This window comes from Streptomyces sp. NPDC001492 (genome assembly GCF_053597275.1).
This window is the reverse complement of the sequence record NZ_JBSFHW010000005.1, coordinates 143,855-161,101: the sequence shown is the minus strand read 5'-3', so window position 1 is coordinate 161,101 and position 17,247 is coordinate 143,855. Positions and strand designations below refer to the sequence as shown.

At 71.6% G+C, this 17,247-nt stretch carries 13 protein-coding genes and 1 pseudogene; 9 read left to right on the top strand and 5 right to left on the bottom strand.

Translation table 11 applies throughout. The features are described 5' to 3' along the window. Positions 1-10: 10 nt before the first annotated feature. The 3 genes from ACWC1K_RS08470 to ACWC1K_RS08460 all read right to left on the bottom strand — a co-directional run bounded on the left by ACWC1K_RS08470 (position 11) and on the right by ACWC1K_RS08460 (position 4,296). Complete coding sequence (locus ACWC1K_RS08470) at positions 11-457, bottom strand: excalibur calcium-binding domain-containing protein (protein WP_450829532.1); 447 nt, start codon at positions 455-457, stop codon at positions 11-13. A gap of 133 nt (positions 458-590) precedes the next feature. Next, positions 591-2,504, bottom strand: coding sequence for a sulfatase (locus ACWC1K_RS08465; RefSeq protein ID WP_450829531.1), 1,914 nt, complete (start codon positions 2,502-2,504; stop codon positions 591-593). 181 nt (positions 2,505-2,685) lie between these two features. Then, on the bottom strand, positions 2,686-4,296 hold the full coding sequence (locus tag ACWC1K_RS08460; protein ID WP_450829529.1) for an acyl-CoA synthetase: 1,611 nt from the start codon (positions 4,294-4,296) through the stop codon (positions 2,686-2,688). Positions 4,297-4,499: 203 nt separating this feature from the next. On the opposite strand from ACWC1K_RS08460, the gene ACWC1K_RS08455 reads away from it, so the two are divergent. From ACWC1K_RS08455 to ACWC1K_RS08425, 7 genes and pseudogenes are all read left to right on the top strand, one after another. Next, on the top strand, positions 4,500-5,300 hold the full coding sequence (locus ACWC1K_RS08455; protein WP_450829527.1) for a crotonase/enoyl-CoA hydratase family protein: 801 nt from the start codon (positions 4,500-4,502) through the stop codon (positions 5,298-5,300). A 174-nt stretch (positions 5,301-5,474) separates the two neighbouring features. Beyond that, the gene (locus ACWC1K_RS08450; RefSeq protein ID WP_450829526.1) at positions 5,475-6,416 is read left to right on the top strand and encodes a Zn-ribbon domain-containing OB-fold protein; all 942 of its coding nucleotides are present in this window, start codon (positions 5,475-5,477) and stop codon (positions 6,414-6,416) included. Continuing rightward, positions 6,416-7,462, top strand: coding sequence for a thiolase domain-containing protein (locus tag ACWC1K_RS08445; protein ID WP_450829524.1), 1,047 nt, complete (start codon positions 6,416-6,418; stop codon positions 7,460-7,462). Before ACWC1K_RS08450 ends, ACWC1K_RS08445 begins: the two co-directional genes overlap by 1 nt. Further along, positions 7,459-8,625, top strand: coding sequence for a thiolase domain-containing protein (locus ACWC1K_RS08440; RefSeq protein ID WP_450829523.1), 1,167 nt, complete (start codon positions 7,459-7,461; stop codon positions 8,623-8,625). Before ACWC1K_RS08445 ends, ACWC1K_RS08440 begins: the two co-directional genes overlap by 4 nt. Positions 8,626-8,718: 93 nt before the next feature. Next, positions 8,719-8,961: a DUF397 domain-containing protein gene (locus ACWC1K_RS08435; protein WP_450829521.1), complete on the top strand. Its 243-nt coding sequence runs from the start codon at positions 8,719-8,721 to the stop codon at positions 8,959-8,961. Between the two features lie 150 nt (positions 8,962-9,111). Further along, positions 9,112-10,017: a universal stress protein gene (locus ACWC1K_RS08430; RefSeq protein ID WP_450829519.1), complete on the top strand. Its 906-nt coding sequence runs from the start codon at positions 9,112-9,114 to the stop codon at positions 10,015-10,017. A 304-nt stretch (positions 10,018-10,321) separates the two neighbouring features. Continuing rightward, positions 10,322-10,886: pseudogene (locus tag ACWC1K_RS08425) on the top strand (ABATE domain-containing protein). Positions 10,887-10,890: 4 nt separating this feature from the next. On the opposite strand, the gene ACWC1K_RS08420 reads toward ACWC1K_RS08425, so the two are convergent. Next, positions 10,891-11,325: a plastocyanin/azurin family copper-binding protein gene (locus ACWC1K_RS08420; protein ID WP_450829518.1), complete on the bottom strand. Its 435-nt coding sequence runs from the start codon at positions 11,323-11,325 to the stop codon at positions 10,891-10,893. A gap of 264 nt (positions 11,326-11,589) precedes the next feature. Between ACWC1K_RS08420 and ACWC1K_RS08415 the strand changes: the two genes are divergently transcribed. Both ACWC1K_RS08415 and ACWC1K_RS08410 read left to right on the top strand, forming a co-directional pair. Continuing rightward, positions 11,590-14,496: an ATP-binding protein gene (locus ACWC1K_RS08415; RefSeq protein ID WP_450829516.1), complete on the top strand. Its 2,907-nt coding sequence runs from the start codon at positions 11,590-11,592 to the stop codon at positions 14,494-14,496. 171 nt (positions 14,497-14,667) lie between these two features. Next, complete coding sequence (locus ACWC1K_RS08410) at positions 14,668-15,165, top strand: hypothetical protein (RefSeq protein ID WP_450829515.1); 498 nt, start codon at positions 14,668-14,670, stop codon at positions 15,163-15,165. 6 nt (positions 15,166-15,171) lie between these two features. Here ACWC1K_RS08410 and ACWC1K_RS08405 read toward each other — a convergent pair whose 3' ends face one another. Further along, entirely contained in the window at positions 15,172-17,142 is a 1,971-nt protein-coding gene (locus tag ACWC1K_RS08405) for an N-acetylmuramoyl-L-alanine amidase (RefSeq protein ID WP_450829514.1), read from the bottom strand. Positions 17,143-17,247 lie beyond the last annotated feature (105 nt).

Below are 17,247 nucleotides of genomic sequence, written 5' to 3'. Positions count from 1 at the left end.
GCGGGCGGGGTCACGGCCTGCGCGGTCCGGCCGCCGCAGCGCCTCGACGCCGCCGCAGCACGACATGACCGCCGATCAGGCTCAGCGCGAGGAGGGTGAGTCCGACACCGCCCGCCACCTCGAAGCCGGCCGGCCCCGTGCCGCCACCGACGCCTGCGTTCACCCCTCGCTGCGGAACCGGCGTGGAGGTCGCCGGTGCCGGGGTGAGCGTGGCGGGGGTGACCGTGGCCGCGGGCGAGGGACTGTGCGGCAGGTCCTCGCAGGCGATGCCGTCGTGGTCCGCGTCCAGGCGGAACGGGTCGCTCGGATCGCGGTTGAGTACCGCCTGCGCGTCTTCCTGGAACGCGAAGTCGCGGCAGTCCACGTCGGTCTGGGCATGCGCCACGACGGCCGTCGGGCCGGTGGTCGCGAGGAAAGCCAGTGCTGCTGTGCTCAGCACGCGCGTCGCTATGTGCATGGGGGGTCCCCTTCAGGGCCGGTGATCCGCTCACCGTCACTGCGACCCTAGGGACGGCACCCCGCCCCCGGCGCGCCGTGCTGGCCCATCCGAAGGACCCCCTACCGAACCGAACCGTCGTCGGCCGGCCGGCTCACCCGCCCTGCGGCCCGTATGCCGTCATGAAGCGGTCCCGGAACTTGTTCATGGTCCACTCCGGGGCGTTGTCCGCGGGCTTGATCCCGTCCGTCCAGCCCCAGTTCGAGACGCGGTCGAGGACCTTCGGGTCGCGGGCGACGATGGTGACCGGCACGTCCCGGTTGCTGGTGCCCCCGGTGACCGTGGGGACGGGCTGGTGGTCGCCGAGGAAGACGAGGACGGTCTTGTCGTCGCCGTAGCGCTGCATCCACTGGGTCAGGCTGTCCAGGGAGTACTGGATGGCCTTGCGGTACTCGGTGCGGACGCGCTTGGCGCTCTTCCAGACCTCCGTGGGGTTCGTGCCCTCCTGCTTGATCTTGTAGAAGACCTTGCCGTTCCCGAGGTCCTTCCAGTCGATCATGTGGGCGATGGGCGACCAGGGGTTGTGGCTGGAGGCCAGGATGATCTCCGCCATGATCGGGTCACGGTTCTTCTTGCCGTGCTCCAGCTTCTGGAAGGCCTCCAGGCTGAACTGGTCCGGCACCGGCGTCCAGCTGAAGTACGGGCCCTGGTAGCCGAGGTGCGTGGAGTCGTAGATGTGGTCGAGGCCGAAGTACTTGCCCTCGGGCCAGGCCTTGCGGACGCCCGGGACGATGCCGACCGTGCGCCAGGCGCCGGTCTTCTGGAAGTAGCTGGTGAGGGTGGCGCGGTCGCTGGTGGTCAGGGTGCGGTACCGCTGCTGGTTCTTGATCCACAGTCCGGACAGGAACGTCGAGTGGGCGAGCCAGCTGCCGGCGCCCGTCACCGGTGACCTGAGCCAGCCGCTGCGCGCCGCGAAACCGGCCGCCTTGAGCCTCGCGTCACCCGCCTTGAGCGTCGCGTCGACCTCCGGTCCCATCGTCGGATCGTCGATCGCCACCCGGCCGTAGCTCTCGATGAAGGTGAACATCACGTCCTTGCCGCGCAGCCCGGTCAGCAGCCGGTCGGACGGCGTCCTGGCGTAGGCGTCGACCGCCATCTGCTTCTTGAAGACGTCGGCGTCGCCGAGGCCGTCGCGGACGTACTGCACACGGTTGGCGAGGTACTGGGCGTAGCCCTTGGTGGCGACGGTGACCCCGCCGAACTGCACCCCCAGGGTGAAGCAGATGATCCACACGACGCCGAGGACCAGCGTGGAGCGGACGGCGACGGGGCGGTGCCGGGACAGCACGTCGGCCAGCCGCACCATCGCGAGCGCGCTCAAGGTGAGCACGGCGACGACCAGGACGATCACCCCGACCACCGCGAGCACCTCGCCGGAGCGCCCGAAGGAGTCCTTCACCCAGTCCGCCCCGTCGCTGAGCAGCACCCAGTCGAAGACCAGGTCGAACGGCCGGGCCAGGGTCTGGCGGAAGCCCATGTCGAGGCACTTCAGAACGGCGGACAGGCCGACGAACGCCCCCAGGGCGACGGCTGTGATCCGTCGTCCCTTCGACGGGAGTACGAGCAGGACGGCCGCGAGGAAGACCGCCTCGACGGGGAGCCGGAGGAAGGACTGGACCGTGATCCAGTCGAGGCGGTTGGGCACGAGGAGCACGACGAACACCAGCGCGGCGGCCAGGACGGTCGTGCCCATGTGGACGGCAACCGCCGTACGGGGGTAGCGACGGCGCCAGCCGAACCAGCCGGCGGCGCCCGTCGGGCCGGGCCCGTCGGCGGTCGTGGAGGTGTCCGCTTCCTCGTCGGCGGAACCTTCGCTGCTGGAAGCCGTGTCCGGGACGACGGCCTCGGTCGGCTCCTTCCCGTCCTCCACGCCGCCCGTCTCCTGCGCTGCGGTGTCCACGGCCGGCTCGTCGGCTTCCGGAGCGGTCGAGGCCTCCCCGGCTCTGGTCCTGTCCGGTGCGTCCGCGTCCGTCTCCGGCAGTTGACGAGGGGGCGTGAGGTGCGACACCCGTGGGTCCTTCCGTGCGAAAGCGCTGATGGCACGGCGGACCGGGCCCGCAGGGCAGAGCCGCCAACCTCGCGTACGGCCCTGCGTCACGCTCCGTTCAAACACCCGGGTCAACCGCGCGCAAAGAGTACGCCCGCCGCCCCGCACGGCCCACTGCGGGCCCCGGCTTTCCGGCTAGCGGTTAGCGGTCCGCCGCGACCGCCACCTCCCGGGCCCACCGGTAGTCGGCCTTGCCACTGGGCGACCGCCGTATCGCCTCGGTGATCACCAGCTGCCGCGGGATCTTGTAACCGGCGAGATGGGTACGGCAGTAGGACTGCACATCCTCCAGCGAAGGCCGTGGCGCGCCCTCGCGCAGTTGCACCACCGCCGCCACGTGATTGCCCCACTTCATGTCCGGCACCCCGGCCACCAGCGCGTCGTACACGTCGGGATGGGACTTCAGGGCCTGCTCGACCTCCTCGGGGTACACCTTCTCGCCCCCGGTGTTGATGCACTGCGAGCCGCGTCCGAGGACCGTGACCACGCCCTGCTCGTCCACCGTCCCCATGTCGCCGAGCAGCACCCACCGCTCGCCGTCCTTCTCGAAGAAGGTCTCGGCGGTCTTCCTCGGGTCGTTGTAGTAGCCGAGCGGCACATGACCGCACTGTGCGACCCGGCCCACCTCGCCCACCGCGACCGGTTCGTGGGTGGCCGGATCGACCACCTGCGTACGGGAGTTGACGCGGATGCGGAAGGACTGCCCGGCCCCGGAATCGGCCGTCGCCGTGCCGTTGAAGCCGGACTCGGAGGAGCCGTAGTTGTTGAGCAGCATCGCGTTCGGGAGCAGCTCCTGGAACTGCCGGCGCACCGTCTCGGAGAGCACCGCGCCGGACGAGGACACACTGAACACCGACGAGCAGTTCGTGCCCTTCATGGGCCCGGCCAGAGCGTCGATCAGCGGCCGCAGCATCGCGTCGCCGACCAGCGAGATGCTGGTGACCTTCTCCTTCTCGACGGTCCGCAGCACTTCCTCGGGCACGAACTTGCGGTGGATCACGACCCGTTGCCCGAAGTTGAAGCCGATGAGCGAGGTGAGGGTGGAGGTGCCGTGCATCAGCGGGGGAGTGGGGAAGAAGGTGATCCCGGAGCCCCCGGCCGCGACCCGCTCGGCGAGCTCCTGCGGCTTCCTGACCGGCTCACCGGTGGGCGCGCCCCCGCCCAGACCCGAGAAGAACAGATCCTCCTGACGCCACATCACACCCTTCGGCATCCCGGTGGTGCCGCCGGTGTAGATGATGAACTGGTCGTCGCCCGAGCGCGCCGGGAAGCCGCGCTGCGGCGACCCGGCTGCCTCGGCCTCGGCGAACGACACGGCCGAGACCCCATCCTGCGCCCCGCCCACCCGGACCAGATGCCGCAGCTTCGGGCACTGCGGCAGAGCCGCCGCCACCCGCTCGTCGAACTCCGCGTCGAAGACCAGCGCCACCAGATCGGCGTCCCGGTACAGGTACACCAACTCGTCCTCTACGTAACGGTAGTTGACGTTGACCGGGACGATGCGCGCCTTGAGGCACCCGAACACCGTCTGCAGATACTCGATGCCGTTGTAGAGGTGCAGCCCGAGGTGCTCGCCGGGGCGGATCCCGGCGTCGATCAGATGGTGGCCGATACGGTTCGCCGCCTCGTCCAGCTCCTCGTACGTCAGGCGCCGCTCCGCGCCCGTGCCCGGGTGGTCGATGTACACCAGCGCCTCGCGCTCCGGCACCACGTCGACGACCGACTCGAACAGGTCGGCAAGGTTGTACTCCACCGCTCCTCCTGACCCCGGCAGCCATGACGACCAACAGCCATGACGAAGAAAGGCGCATCCGTCGGTTCGCCGGTCATCAGAGCAAAGCGGGCGGCAACTGTGAAGGGCCCGCGCGAAGAAATCTGACTGCCTGTCAGAAAACCCTTGAAGTGGCTCCCCGCCTACTGCAACCTGTTCTCGTTCTTTGAGAGGGGAGATGGGTGATGGGTGGGACCGAACACCTCACTGTGCGGCGCGAAGGCGCCACACTGGTGCTCACGCTCAACAGGCCGGACGCCAAGAACGCGCTCTCGCTGTCCATGCTCGTCGGTCTGTACGACGGCTGGATCGAGGCCGACGAGGACGACGCCGTCCGCTCCATCGTGCTCACCGGTGCGGGCGGCGCGTTCTGCGCCGGCATGGACCTCAAGGCCCTCGCCGGCCAGGGCATGGAGGGCGAGCACCACCGGGACCGCCTCAAGGCCGACCCGGACCTGCACTGGAAGGCGATGCTGCGCCACCACCGCCCCCGCAAACCGGTGATCGCCGCCGTCGAGGGCTACTGCGTGGCGGGTGGCACGGAGATCCTCCAGGGCACCGACATCCGCGTCGCGGGCGAGTCGGCGACGTTCGGGCTCTTCGAGGTCAGGCGCGGACTGTTCCCCATCGGCGGCTCCACGGTGCGGCTGCAACGCCAGATCCCGCGCACCCACGCCCTGGAGATGCTGCTCACCGGGCGCCCCTACACCGCCCGGGAGGCCGCCGGCATCGGCCTGATCGGCCATGTCGTGCCCGACGGCACCGCCCTCGCCAAGGCCCTGGAGATCGCCGAACAGATCAACGCCTGCGGGCCACTCGCCGTGGAGGCCGTCAAGGCGTCGGTGTACGAGACCGCCGAGATGACGGAGACGGACGGGCTCGCCTCCGAACTCAAGCGGGGGTGGCCGGTCTTCGACACGGCCGATGCGAGGGAGGGTGCCCGCGCCTTCGCCGAGAAGCGGCCGCCTGTCTACAAGCGGGCGTAGCGCTGCGCTCGGCCTGGTCCGTTCGGAAGGTGCGGGTCGTATGTGGCTGGTCGCTCCCCCACTCTCGACTTCGCTCGAGCGGGGGACCCCCATCGCGGCGGAGCCGCACATGTCACTGCCCCGCGCCCCTGTCGGGGCGCGTCATCACCGCCGACTTCTCAAGGAGGCAGCCCGATGCCCGAAGTCCTCAAAGCTCCCCTCGCCGTCGAATTCCCCTTCACCCGATCCCTCGGGCCTGTGCAGAGCGCCTTTCTGACCGGACTGCGTGAGCGGGTCGTCCTCGGGGTGAGGACCGGTGACGGCCGTGTCCTCGTCCCGCCCGTCGAGTACGACCCCGTCACCGCCGAGGAGATCCGCGACCTGGTCGAGGTCGCCCCCACCGGCACGGTCACCACCTGGGCCTGGAACCACGAACCCCGCCGCGGGCAGCCCCTCGACACCCCCTTCGCCTGGGTCCTGGTCCGCCTCGACGGGGCCGACACCGCCCTGCTGCACGCCCTCGACGTCCCCGGGCCGGACGCCGTACGCACCGGTATGCGTGTCCGCGTCCGCTGGGCCGAAGCGCGTGAAGGCGCCATCACCGACATCGCCTGCTTCGAGCCGTACGACGGCGGACCCGCCCGAACCACCGGGCACACCGGCGAGTTCGAGGACGCGATCAGCGGCATCGTCGCCCACGCCCGCCTCGACTACACCTACTCGCCCGGCCGCGCCCAGACCGCCTACATCAACGCCCTCTCCGAGCGGCGGACCGTCGGCGAACGCTGCCCCGCCTGCCGCAAGGTGTACGTGCCGCCCAGGGGCGCCTGCCCCACCTGCGGCCTGGCCACGTCGGAACAGGTCGAGGTGGGGCCGCGCGGCACGGTCACCACCTTCTGCATCGTCAACATCAAGGCGAAGAACCTGGACATCGAAGTCCCGTACGTCTACGCCCACATCGCCCTCGACGGCGCCGGCCTCGCGCTGCACGGCCGTATCGGCGGCATCCCCTACGACCAGGTGCGCATGGGCCTGCGCGTCGAACCGGTGTGGACCGAAGGGGCCCGCTACCCCGACCACTACCGGCCCACCGGCGAGCCCGACGCGGAGTACGAGACGTACAAGGAGCTGCTGTGATGCGTGACATAGCACTGGTGGCCTTCGCCCAGACCGACCACCGCCGCACCAGCGAGGAACTCTCCGAGGTGGAGATGCTCATGCCGGTGCTGCACGAGGTCCTCGACCAGACCGGTCTGAAGACCGCCGACATCGGCTTCACCTGCTCCGGCTCCAGCGACTACCTGGCCGGGCGCGCGTTCTCCTTCACCCTCGCCCTCGACGGCGTCGGCGCCTGGCCGCCGATCTCCGAGTCGCACGTGGAGATGGACGGCGCCTGGGCCCTGTACGAGGCGTGGACGAAACTCCTCACCGGGGACGCCGACACCGCCCTCGTCTACTCGTACGGCAAGTCCTCGCCCGGCTCCGTGCGCGACGTCCTGACCCGGCAGCTCGACCCGTACTACCTGGCCCCTCTGTGGCCCGACTCCGTGGCTCTGGCCGCCCTTCAGGCGCAGGCCTTGATCGACGCGGGCGACACCGACGAGCCCGCGCTCGCCGCCGTCGCCGCCCGCAGCCGTGCGGACGCGGCCGCCAACTCCCATGCCCAGCTGCGGGGTTCGGTGCCGCACGGGGACTACCTTGTACGGCCCCTGCGTACCGGTGACTGCCCGCCCATCGGCGACGGCGCGGCCGCCGTGATCCTCGCGGCGGGGGAGCGGGCCCGTCAGCTGTGCGAACGGCCCGCCTGGATCCGCGGCATCGACCACCGCATAGAGGCCCACGGCCTCGGTGTCCGCGACCTCACCGACTCGCCCTCCACCCGGCTGGCCGCCGAGAAGGCCGGCGCCTTCGAACGGCCCGTCGACACCGCCGAGTTGCACGCACCCTTCACCTCGCAGGAGATCGTGCTGCGCAAGGCGCTGCGGCTCGGCGACGACGTGCGGGTCAACCCGTCCGGCGGAGCTCTCGCCGCCAACCCGATCATGGCCGCCGGCCTCATCCGCATCGGTGAGGCCGCCGCCGGCATCCACCGGGGCGAGTCCGACCGGGCGCTCGCCCACGCCACCTCCGGGCCCTGTCTGCAACAGAACCTGGTCGCCGTACTCGAAGGGGATCCCCGATGAGCAAGGAGCCCGTGGCCGTCGTAGGCATCGGCCAGACCAAGCACGTGGCGGCGAGGCGGGACGTGTCGATCGCGGGACTTGTGCGTGAGGCGGCCCAACGTGCCCTTGAAGACGCCGAGTTGACCTGGGCCGACATCGACGCCGTCGTCATCGGCAAGGCGCCCGACTTCTTCGAGGGCGTGATGATGCCCGAGCTCTACCTCGCCGACGCGCTCGGCGCGGTGGGCAAACCGATGCTGCGGGTGCACACCGCCGGATCCGTCGGCGGCTCGACCGCGCTCGTCGCCGCCAACCTGGTCGCGGCCCGCGTCCACGGCACCGTGCTGACGCTGGCCTTCGAGAAGCAGTCCGAGTCCAACGCCATGTGGGGCCTGTCCCTGCCGATACCCTTCCAGCAGCCGCTGCTCGCCGGGGCAGGCGGCTTCTTCGCCCCGCACGTGCGCGCGTACATGCGGCGCACCGGCGCGCCCGACACGGTCGGCTCGCTGGTGGCCTACAAGGACCGGCGCAACGCCCTGAAGAACCCCTACGCCCACCTCCACGAGCACGACATCACCCTGGAGAAGGTCCAGGCCTCGCCGATGCTGTGGGACCCGATCCGCTACTCCGAGACCTGCCCGTCCTCCGACGGCGCCTGCGCCATGGTGCTGACGGACCGGGCCGGCGCGGCGCGCGCGCCCCGGCCGCCGGCTTGGATGCTGGGCGGCGCCATGCGCAGCGAGCCCACCCTCTTCGCCGGCAAGGACGCCGTGTCGCCGCAGGCCGGCAAGGACTGTGCCGCCGACGTGTACCGGCAGGCGGGGATCGCCGACCCGCGCCGCGACATCGACGCCGTCGAGATGTATGTGCCGTTCTCCTGGTACGAGCCGATGTGGCTGGAGAACCTCGGCTTCGCCGAGGAGGGCGAGGGCTGGAAACTCACCGAGGCCGGGGTGACCGAACTGGACGGGGACCTGCCCGTCAACATGTCGGGCGGTGTCCTGTCGACCAATCCCATCGGCGCCTCCGGCATGATCCGTTTTGCCGAGGCGGCGCTCCAGGTGCGCGGGCAGGCCGGAGAACACCAGGTGGAAGGGGCCCGTCGCGTCCTCGGACACGCCTACGGGGGCGGATCGCAGTTCTTCTCGATGTGGCTCGTGGGGAGCGAACCCCCGGAGTCGTAGAAGACTCCGGAAAGGTCCCCCTCACGTGGCCTGTTGGCATCAGAAACCGATCGCTAGGCTGGCCGCGGACGACGAATCGGGAGGAGCACGGACGTGGCCGAGACCACCATCCAGCAGCACCCGCTTGCGGGCTGGGACAAGCCTGAGCTGGACCTCAGCAACGCCGATTGGCACTCGAGCAGCCGTGGCCTGGGGGATGTCCAGATCGCTTTTGTCGAGGGATTCATCGCGATGCGCAACAGCGGCCGCCCGGAAAGCCCTTCCCTGATCTTCACGCCCGCGGAATGGGGCGCGTTCGTGTCGGGGGCGCGGGAAGGAGAGTTCGACCTGACCTGACCCGGCGGCCCCGCGGCTGAGCCGACGGGCCGATCCGGGGGTGTTCCATCCGTCTTTGCGGACACGCGACCTTGAGCGCCCTTCCTGGGCCGAAGCCTGAGCGAGGCTGGCCCCGGGAAGGGAAGGTCGTCTCCCGGAGATGAGGAACCCATGTGCAGCACCCTGCCGGTCATCGCGGCGGTCGACGGTTCGGACGACAGTCTGCGCGCCCTGGACTGGGCCCTCGACGACGCCCGCAGGCGCGGGGTGCCGCTGCGGGTGGTCCATGTGCGGCAGTACGCCGCCTGGGCGCAGCCCGACATCCTTGCCGCCGGGCCGCCGGTGCCGGGCGACGACCCGGTGCTCGGCCAGGTGCGCACATATCTGAAGGGGCGGGCCGACCTGCCGGCCGTGGAGTACCACGGGCTGGAGGGGGTGCCGGCCGCCCTGCTGCCCGAACTGGGTACCGGCGCCCAGCTGTTGGTGCTCGGCTCCCGAGGGCGCGGCGGCTTCGCCAGTCTGCTGCTCGGCTCCAACGGCATGGCCGCAGCCCGGGACGCCGAGTGCCCCGTCGTGGTGGTGCCCCGTCCCGGCCGCGAGGTGCACGGCGACGTACCGGTCGAGCCCGGCCCGCGCGTGGTAGTCGGCCTGCAGGTGGACAGCCCCGACGAGGCGACCCTCGCCTTCGCCTTCACCGAGGCCGGGCTGCGCGGTGCCCGCCTCCATGTGGTCGCCGCCTACATGTGGCCCGTGCAGCCCTGGACCGTCCCAGGCGAACTCGGGCCGCCGCTGGTCGACCAGAACGCCGTCGAGAACGAGACCTGGACCCTCGCCGAGGGCTTCCTCACCCCGCACCGCTCAAGGCACCCCGACGTCCCCGTCGACACCTACGCGATGCCGGGCGACGCGGCCGGTCAGCTGGTCGCGGCCTCCAAGGACGCCGACCTGGTCGTCGTGGGCCGCCACCGCCGCCGTCTGCTGGCGCCCGCCCGCATGATGGGCTCGGTCACCCAGGCGGTCCTGCTGCACGCGGCGGCCCCGGTGGCGGTGGTGCCGCCGGTCATGGGGGAGGAGTGAGGGCCGGCGCCTGGCCGACTCAGTCGGGAATTGCCGCTGACGGCGCGGGGTGCGGTGCAGGTGCGCGGGGGCTTGTCGCGCAGTTCCCCGCGCCCCTTGAGGCGGCAGCCGTGAGCGTCGACATGGTTCAGGGCCGCGAAAGGCTTTTCAGGATCAGTGACCGGGCCGTCGGGTTCCCGCTGCACCGGCCGTCGAGACGGTCGTGGCGTGCGGTCGGCGCGCCCCCGCGGCAGCTCGCCCGCGAACACCTCAAGCCCGCGCGGCAGCCGACGCGGACCCGCCATGAACCTTCCCCCAGGCGCTAATGGACACCGCCGTACCGCTCGCGAGGGACACCCGCCTCGCTCTCGACCTCGCCCTCACCATCCGTCACGACGGACACGGCCCGCGCCCACCCCGACACCGTGCCGGACGCCGCCGCCTTCGCCGCCGACCGGGCGAGCCTCACCGCCGTACGCGACCTGCGGGCGGCCGTCCGTGCCCTCTTCGCCCACGCCGTACGCCCCGCCGAACCCAGCCGCGCCGACGCGGCCCGCCCGCTGCCCGTACCCGAAGCCGTCGCTCGCCTCAACGCCGCGGCCGCCCGCACCCCGACCGTCCCCGTGCTGCACTGGCCCGCGGGCGCCGAACCCGCCGTCCGCAGAAAGGCGGCCGACGGCGCTCACGATCTCGCCGGGACCCTCGCGCAGGCCGCGATCACCTTCCTCGCCGGCCCCGACCGGCAGCGGCTGCGCGCCTGTCCCGCGCCGCGCCGCGTGCGCTACTTCCTCCAGGAGCACCCGCGCCAGGACTGGTGCGGGCCCTCCTGCGGAAACCGCGCACGTGTCGCCCGCCACCACGACCGGCACAAGACCGTCCAAGGAAGGTGACGGCTCAGCCGACCTGGATGTGCGTGTTCATCCCGAGCTGCTTGTGACCAGTGATCGGACAGTACAAATCGTACGAACCCTTCTTGAGGGTCACCGTCACGTTCGCCTCCTGGCCGCCCTGGATGTTCTTGGTCCTGGCGTCCTCCACGCCGGGACCGTCGATGGACAGGGCATGCGTGATCTTGCCCTTGTTGTCGGCGACGAAGGTGTAGGTGCCCGCTGTGAACGACGACCGGGACAGCTTCAGCCCGTACTCGGTCTCGGTGACCGTCACCCGGGTCCCCGAGGCCTTGCTCGCTCCGGAGGAGGCCGAGCCGCCTCCGCCGCCTCCACCACCCCCGCTGGAGCAGGCGGCCAGAACGAGGGCGGCGGCGAAGGCCGACGCCGTGACCCCGAGTGCCGTACCCCTCGTACGGGCCTTGTGTGCCGTGAGTGCCATGTGGCTCATCCCCTTCCGGGCCTGCCCGCCACCTGTCGGGCTTGTCCTCGTCTGCCACGGGAGACCCTCTATGGGGGATACGGAGGGATGTGCCCCGGTGTTCAGAACAGACTCCACCGCGGGGGGATCAGCCCCTGAAGCGGTTCGGTCAGTAATCCACAGACCGGGTCGCGCGACTCCCGCGAGGCGTACGCTGAGGTACCTGTAGGTCACGGTGCGCGCCCACTCCCCGCGCGGGCGCACCACCGTGACAGGGGGTATGCCATGGGGCAGCGCAGCGTGCGGAGCAGCCGCACCATCTTCGAGCGCGAGAGTGAACTCGCCGCAGTGGACGAGGCGTTGGGAGAGCTCACCGGGCTGCGCAAGGACGGCGCCGAGCCGTCCGAGCGCCCCCGCGGCGCACTCCTCGCCGTCGCCGGGCGTGCCGGCATCGGCAAGACCACCCTCCTCGCCGAGGTCCGCCGGCGCGCCGCCGCCCGGGGCTGCACCGTGCTGTCCGCCCGCGGCGGCGACCAGGAACAGCGCGTCGCCTTCCATGTCGCCCGCCAGCTGCTGCAGCCCCAACTGGCGGGATCCGCGGAGACCGATCTGCGGGCCTCGCTGGGCAGTTGGTACGACATCGTCGGCCCCGCCCTCGGCCTGTGCGCCCCCACCGACGGCGCCCCGCCCGACCAGCAGGGCCTGCGCGACGGCCTCGACTGGGTGCTCACCCATCTCGCCGTACTGCGCGCCCCGATGGTCCTCGTCCTTGACGACGCCCACTGGGCCGACCCCGAATCCCTGCGCTGGCTCGCCGCGTTCGCGCCCCGCGCCGAACAGCTCCCGCTGCTGGTCGTCGTCGCCTACCGGCCCGACGAACTCCCCGACCACGCCGAGTCGTTCAAGGGACTGCCGGGGCGTGCGGGCGGCCGCCCCCTCGACCTGGAGCCGCTGAGCGCCGCCGCCGTCGCCCGCCTGGTACGGGAGACGCTCGGCGCGCACGCCGACGACGCGTTCTGCCGTGAGTGCTGGGCCGTCACCGCCGGCAACCCGTTCGAGACGGTGGAGCTCGTCGCCAAGGTGCGCGACCGCGGCCTCGCCCCGACCGAGACCGGCGCCCATCTGCTGCGCGATCTTGCGGCCGCCGTCAAGGGCAGTGGCCTCGTCGCCCGCCTCGAACGCCTGGGCGCCTCCACCGTGCGCTTCGCCTGGGCCTGCGCCGTCCTCGGCACCGAGATCCATCCGCTGCTGGCCGCCGCCGTCGCGGGACTCGGCCACGAGGAGGCCGCCGACGCCGCCGACGCCCTGCGCGGCGCCCGCATCCTCACCGGCGCCGAGACCCTGGAGTTCGTGCACCCCCTGATCGCCACCGCCGTCTACCGGGCCATCCCGCCCGGCGTCCGCGTCGCCCTGCACGGCCAGGCCGCCTGGTGTGTGATCAACGACGGACAGGGGCCCTCCGCCGCCGCACGTCACCTCCTGGAGACCCACCCCGAAGGCGACAACTGGGTCGTCCAGCAACTGCGCGCCGCAGCCGAGGAGACCCTCCGCGCCGGCGCCCCCGACGCCGCCCGCAGCTATCTCTCCCGTGCCCTGCGGGAGCCTCCGCCCTACGAGGACCGCGCCGCCGTGCTGTACGAACTGGGCTCGGCCTCCCTGCTCACCGAACCCGCGACCACCGTCAACCACCTGCGCGCCGCCCTCGAGGAGCCCATCGCCGACGCCGGCCTGCGCCAGCACATCGTCTACCGGCTCTCCCAGGTCCTCGCCCACAGCGACCGCCTCGCCGAGGCCTCCGACACCCTCGCCCGCGAGATCCGCGCCACCGACGACGCCCGCGTCAAGCTGCGCATGACCGCCGAACAGTTCATGTGGGACGCCTTCCGCGCCGACGAACCCGACCACCCCTCCCGCTCCCGCCGCCTGACCAGGCTCGCCGACCGCCTCAGCGGACGCGACCTCACCGAGCGCTACATCATCGGCCTGCGCACCTGGGACGCCGTCCTGCGCGGCGAACCCGCCCACGTCGCCCTCCGCCACGCCGAGCGCGCCCTGGCCGGCGGCTTCGGCTGGGCCGAACCCGACCGCGGTTTCGAGGTGCCCGTCCTGGTCGCGCTCGCCTTCATGTACGCCGACCGGCCCGGGCGGACCGAAGAGCTGTTCGCGACCGGGATCGCCGACTTCGAGCGCCAGGGCTGGCGCGGCGCCCACCTCTCCTTCGCCTACACACTCCTCGCCTACGTCCGCTACCGCCGTGGCCGGCTCTCCGAGGCGCAGGACTTCGTCATGGCGGGACTCCGGCTCGCCGAGCGGGTGGGCCCCGGCACCCCCGCCCACTGGTACGCCGTGGGCATCCTCATCGAGGTCCTCCTCGCCCGCGGCCGGATCACCGAGGCCGCGCAGGTCGCCGAGGACTACTCCTTCGAGGCCCCCTTCCCGGCCGCCGTCGTCTTCCCCGACGCCCAGACCGTGCACGGCGAACTCCTGCTCGCCCGCGGCCGCACCAAGGAAGCGGCCGAGGAGCTGGCCGCCGCCGGCCGGCGCCTGGAACCGCGCGGCATGCGCAACCCCGCCTGGTGCCCCTGGCAGCTCCACCTCGCCCGCGCCGAGAGCCACGACACGCCCGAAAGGGCCGTCGCCACCGCCCTCGAAGCGCTCGCCCGTGCCCGCCAGTTCGGCACCCCGTCCGCCATCGGCCAGGCCCTGCGGACGGCCGCCGAGGTCTCCTCGGGCTCGGCCCGCGTCAAATACCTGGAGGAGTCCGTCGCCCATCTGGAACGCTCCCCGGCAGCCTACGAACTCGCCTGCGCCCTCGTGGCCCTGGGCACCGAACTGCGCCGCACCGGCCGTCCCCGAGACGCCGCCGAACACCTCTACCGAGGGCTCGACGCGGCCATCCAGTGCAGCGCCGACGGCCTTGCCGAAACAGCCCGCGACGAACTGGCCGCAGCGGGTCTCCGCCCCCGCCGCCTCCACAGCACCGAGACGGACACCTTGACGTCCCGGGAACGTACGGTCGCCAACCTGGCAGCTCAGGGCCGTACCGAGGCAGAGATCGCGAAGGAACTGCACCTGGACGAGCCGACGGCCGTACGCCTGCTCTCCGCGGTCTACAGGAAGATGGGCACGGAGATCACGGGCTTGGGAGCGGCGCTGGATGCTGGACGGCCAACCCCGGGGGCAGAGCCTTAGGGGCGCGGGGCTGTATCGATGTGCGGCTCCGCCGCGATGGGGGTCCCCCCGCTCGAGCGAAGTCGAGAGTGGGGGAGCGACCAGCCACCCGCAAGCCGCACCCGCACGACCGCCTCGAAACCCCCGTGACCTCCCGCACATCGCCGAACGGCACCACGTACCATGGGCGACATGTCGTTCCTCCGCCGCCGCAGCGCCACCCCCGCCGGGCCCGACTTCGACGTACTGGCCATGGATCCGGGGGACTGGCCCGGCAATCTGGGCGCCGGGCTGCTGCCCGCCCCCGACGGCACCTGTCAGGGCGTCTTCCTGCGCTACGACCTGTTCGGCGGCCGCGGCCCCGCGATGATCATCGGCAATCTGCCCGAGGGTTCCCCGGCCCGCGAGACCGCCGAGGGCGAGATCCCCTTCGAGGTGGCCCAGCTGCTGCTCGCGCTGGAGAACGAGGAGGAGGTGAGCGTCGTCGGCGTCGAGGACATGCCGGTCATGCAGGGCGACAATCTCCTGATCGTGCGCCGCCTCAAGCTCTCCGAGAGCCGTATCTCCTGCGTGCAGTTCGACCGCAGCGACAACGTCCTGGTGACCATCGCCGCCTGGGACCGTCCCATCACCGACGACCTGTACGCCCTGCTGAAGCCGCTCCCGGCGGAGCTGTTCCAGCAGGGCTGACACCGGCTACCGGCGGGACCGCACCACCGTCACGTCCGCGGCGCGTACGAACGCCACCCGGTGTCCGAACTGGATCTCGTAGTACAGGTCCTTGCCGACGACCACCCGGTGCGAGTCGGTGGTGAAGGTGACCGCGTAGTAGTACTCGCCCGGCACCTTGTCGCCGACCACGTACTTCTGCCCCTTCGGCAGTGTGTACGGCAGCGGCGACACCGCCTGCGCGGGCACCTCGGCCGGGTACGCCGAGGCCTCCGGGTAGGCCCGCCCGTAGACCGGCACGCTGTCCAGACCCGGCTTCGGGGTGACCACGTATCCCGACGCGTCCACCGCGGTCCGGTGCTTCTTGGGGTTCTTGAACCATGCCTTCTGGCCCAGGTACCAGATCGCCGTCCAGTCCCGGTAGTGGCCCGCCACCGCGAACTGCTGGCCGGTGGACGCCCGGGAGCCCACGTCATTGACGTCGATCGTCGAGTCGGCGTTCTTGTGCAGACCCACGTCCTTGACCAGGGCGGAGTGCTCGTCGTGAGCGGAGTACAGCCGCACCTCGCTGGAGCCGTGCGCCGCGCAGGGCTCGTCCTTGGTGACGCAGCCCGTGTACTCCGGCTGGTTGGCCTCGTAGTCGGGCCGGATCGTCACCAGCCCGCCGCTCTTGCCTGCGGTCTTCCGGAAGGGGTGGCCCAGCAGCTCGAAGTAGTGCCGCCAGTCCCAGAACGGGCCGGGGTCGGTGTGCATGCCCGGGATGGTCGACGTCGTGGGGCCCGGCACATTGTCGTGGCCGAGGATGTGCTGCCGGTTCAGCGGGATGCGGTACTTCGCGGCGAGGTACCGCACCAGGCGCGCCGAGGCGCGGTACATCGCCTCCGTGTACCAGGCGTCGGGCGCGGCGAGGAAGCCCTCGTGCTCCAGGCCGACCGACTTGGCGTTGATGTACCAGTTGCCCGCGTGCCAGGCCACGTCCTTGGCCTTGACGTGCTGGGCGATGAGGCCGTCCGTGGAGCGCAGGGTGTAGTTCCACGACACATAGGTGGGATCCTGGACCAGCTTCAGGACCCCGTCCCAGGTGCCTTCGGTGTCATGGATGACGATGTATCCGATGCTCTGCGAGGCGGGGCGGTCGCCCAGGTCGTGGTTGCCGTAGTCGTTGTCCCCGAACTCCTCGTACGGCGCCGGGACCCACTGGCAGGACACCGACTTCGGGCATTCCGTGCCGCCCGCGGAGAGGGTGCGCAGGCCGGACTTCTGCAGTTGCGCGGTGTCGGGGGCGAGGTCCGGCTGGGCGGTCAGGACGACGTACTGTCCGGCGTCCGTCGTGCGCTGCTCGCCGGTGCGCATCACCTCGTACACGTCATCGGCGTAGGCCGCCGCCGTCGAGGTGTCGTCCGCGCCCGAGAAACGGGCCACCGCCCCGTACCACTGCGCCGGGTCCGCGCTGAGCGGCTCTCCCAGCTCCTTCTGCTCGGCGGCCAGCAGCGCGGCACCGCCCGCCACATTGGCGGCCGGGTCCGTGCGCAGCCGCTCGGCGCTCAGCCCGGTCAGGTCGGCCGCCTTCGGCAACGTCTTGAGCCGGGGTGGGAGTTCGGCGTTCTCCGGCACCTTGGTGTCCGGGTGCAGGGCGGCGCGGGCCGTGTCCCCGCGGGCGTCCCCCGTGCCGTCGCTGTGGCGCGCGGTGCGGGCGATCGCGGTATGGGCATCGGTGAGGTGCATCGGGCCGTAACCGCCGGACACGCTCGGCGCGCCCCCGTGCGCGTCCCACCGGGACTGCAGATACGACACGCCCAGCAGCACGCTCTGCGGCACGTGGTACTCGGCGGAGGCGGCGGCGAACGCTTGTTGGAGCCGGTCCTCGGCGGGCCGGGCGTCGGACGGGGCCGCGCCGAGCAGCGGCAGCAGCAGGGTCGCGGCGGCGAGAGCGCCGGCGGTTCTGCGCGTGCGTCTGTGGCCGGGCGCGGATGTGGGGTCGGTGGCAGATCCTCTCAACGCAGCCTCCTGGGACGAACGAGCGTGGCGGGGCGTGCAGGGCCGAGCGGTGGGTCAGTGGTACCCGCTGGCCGACGATCCGTCAATCATGCCCAGAGGCAGGAG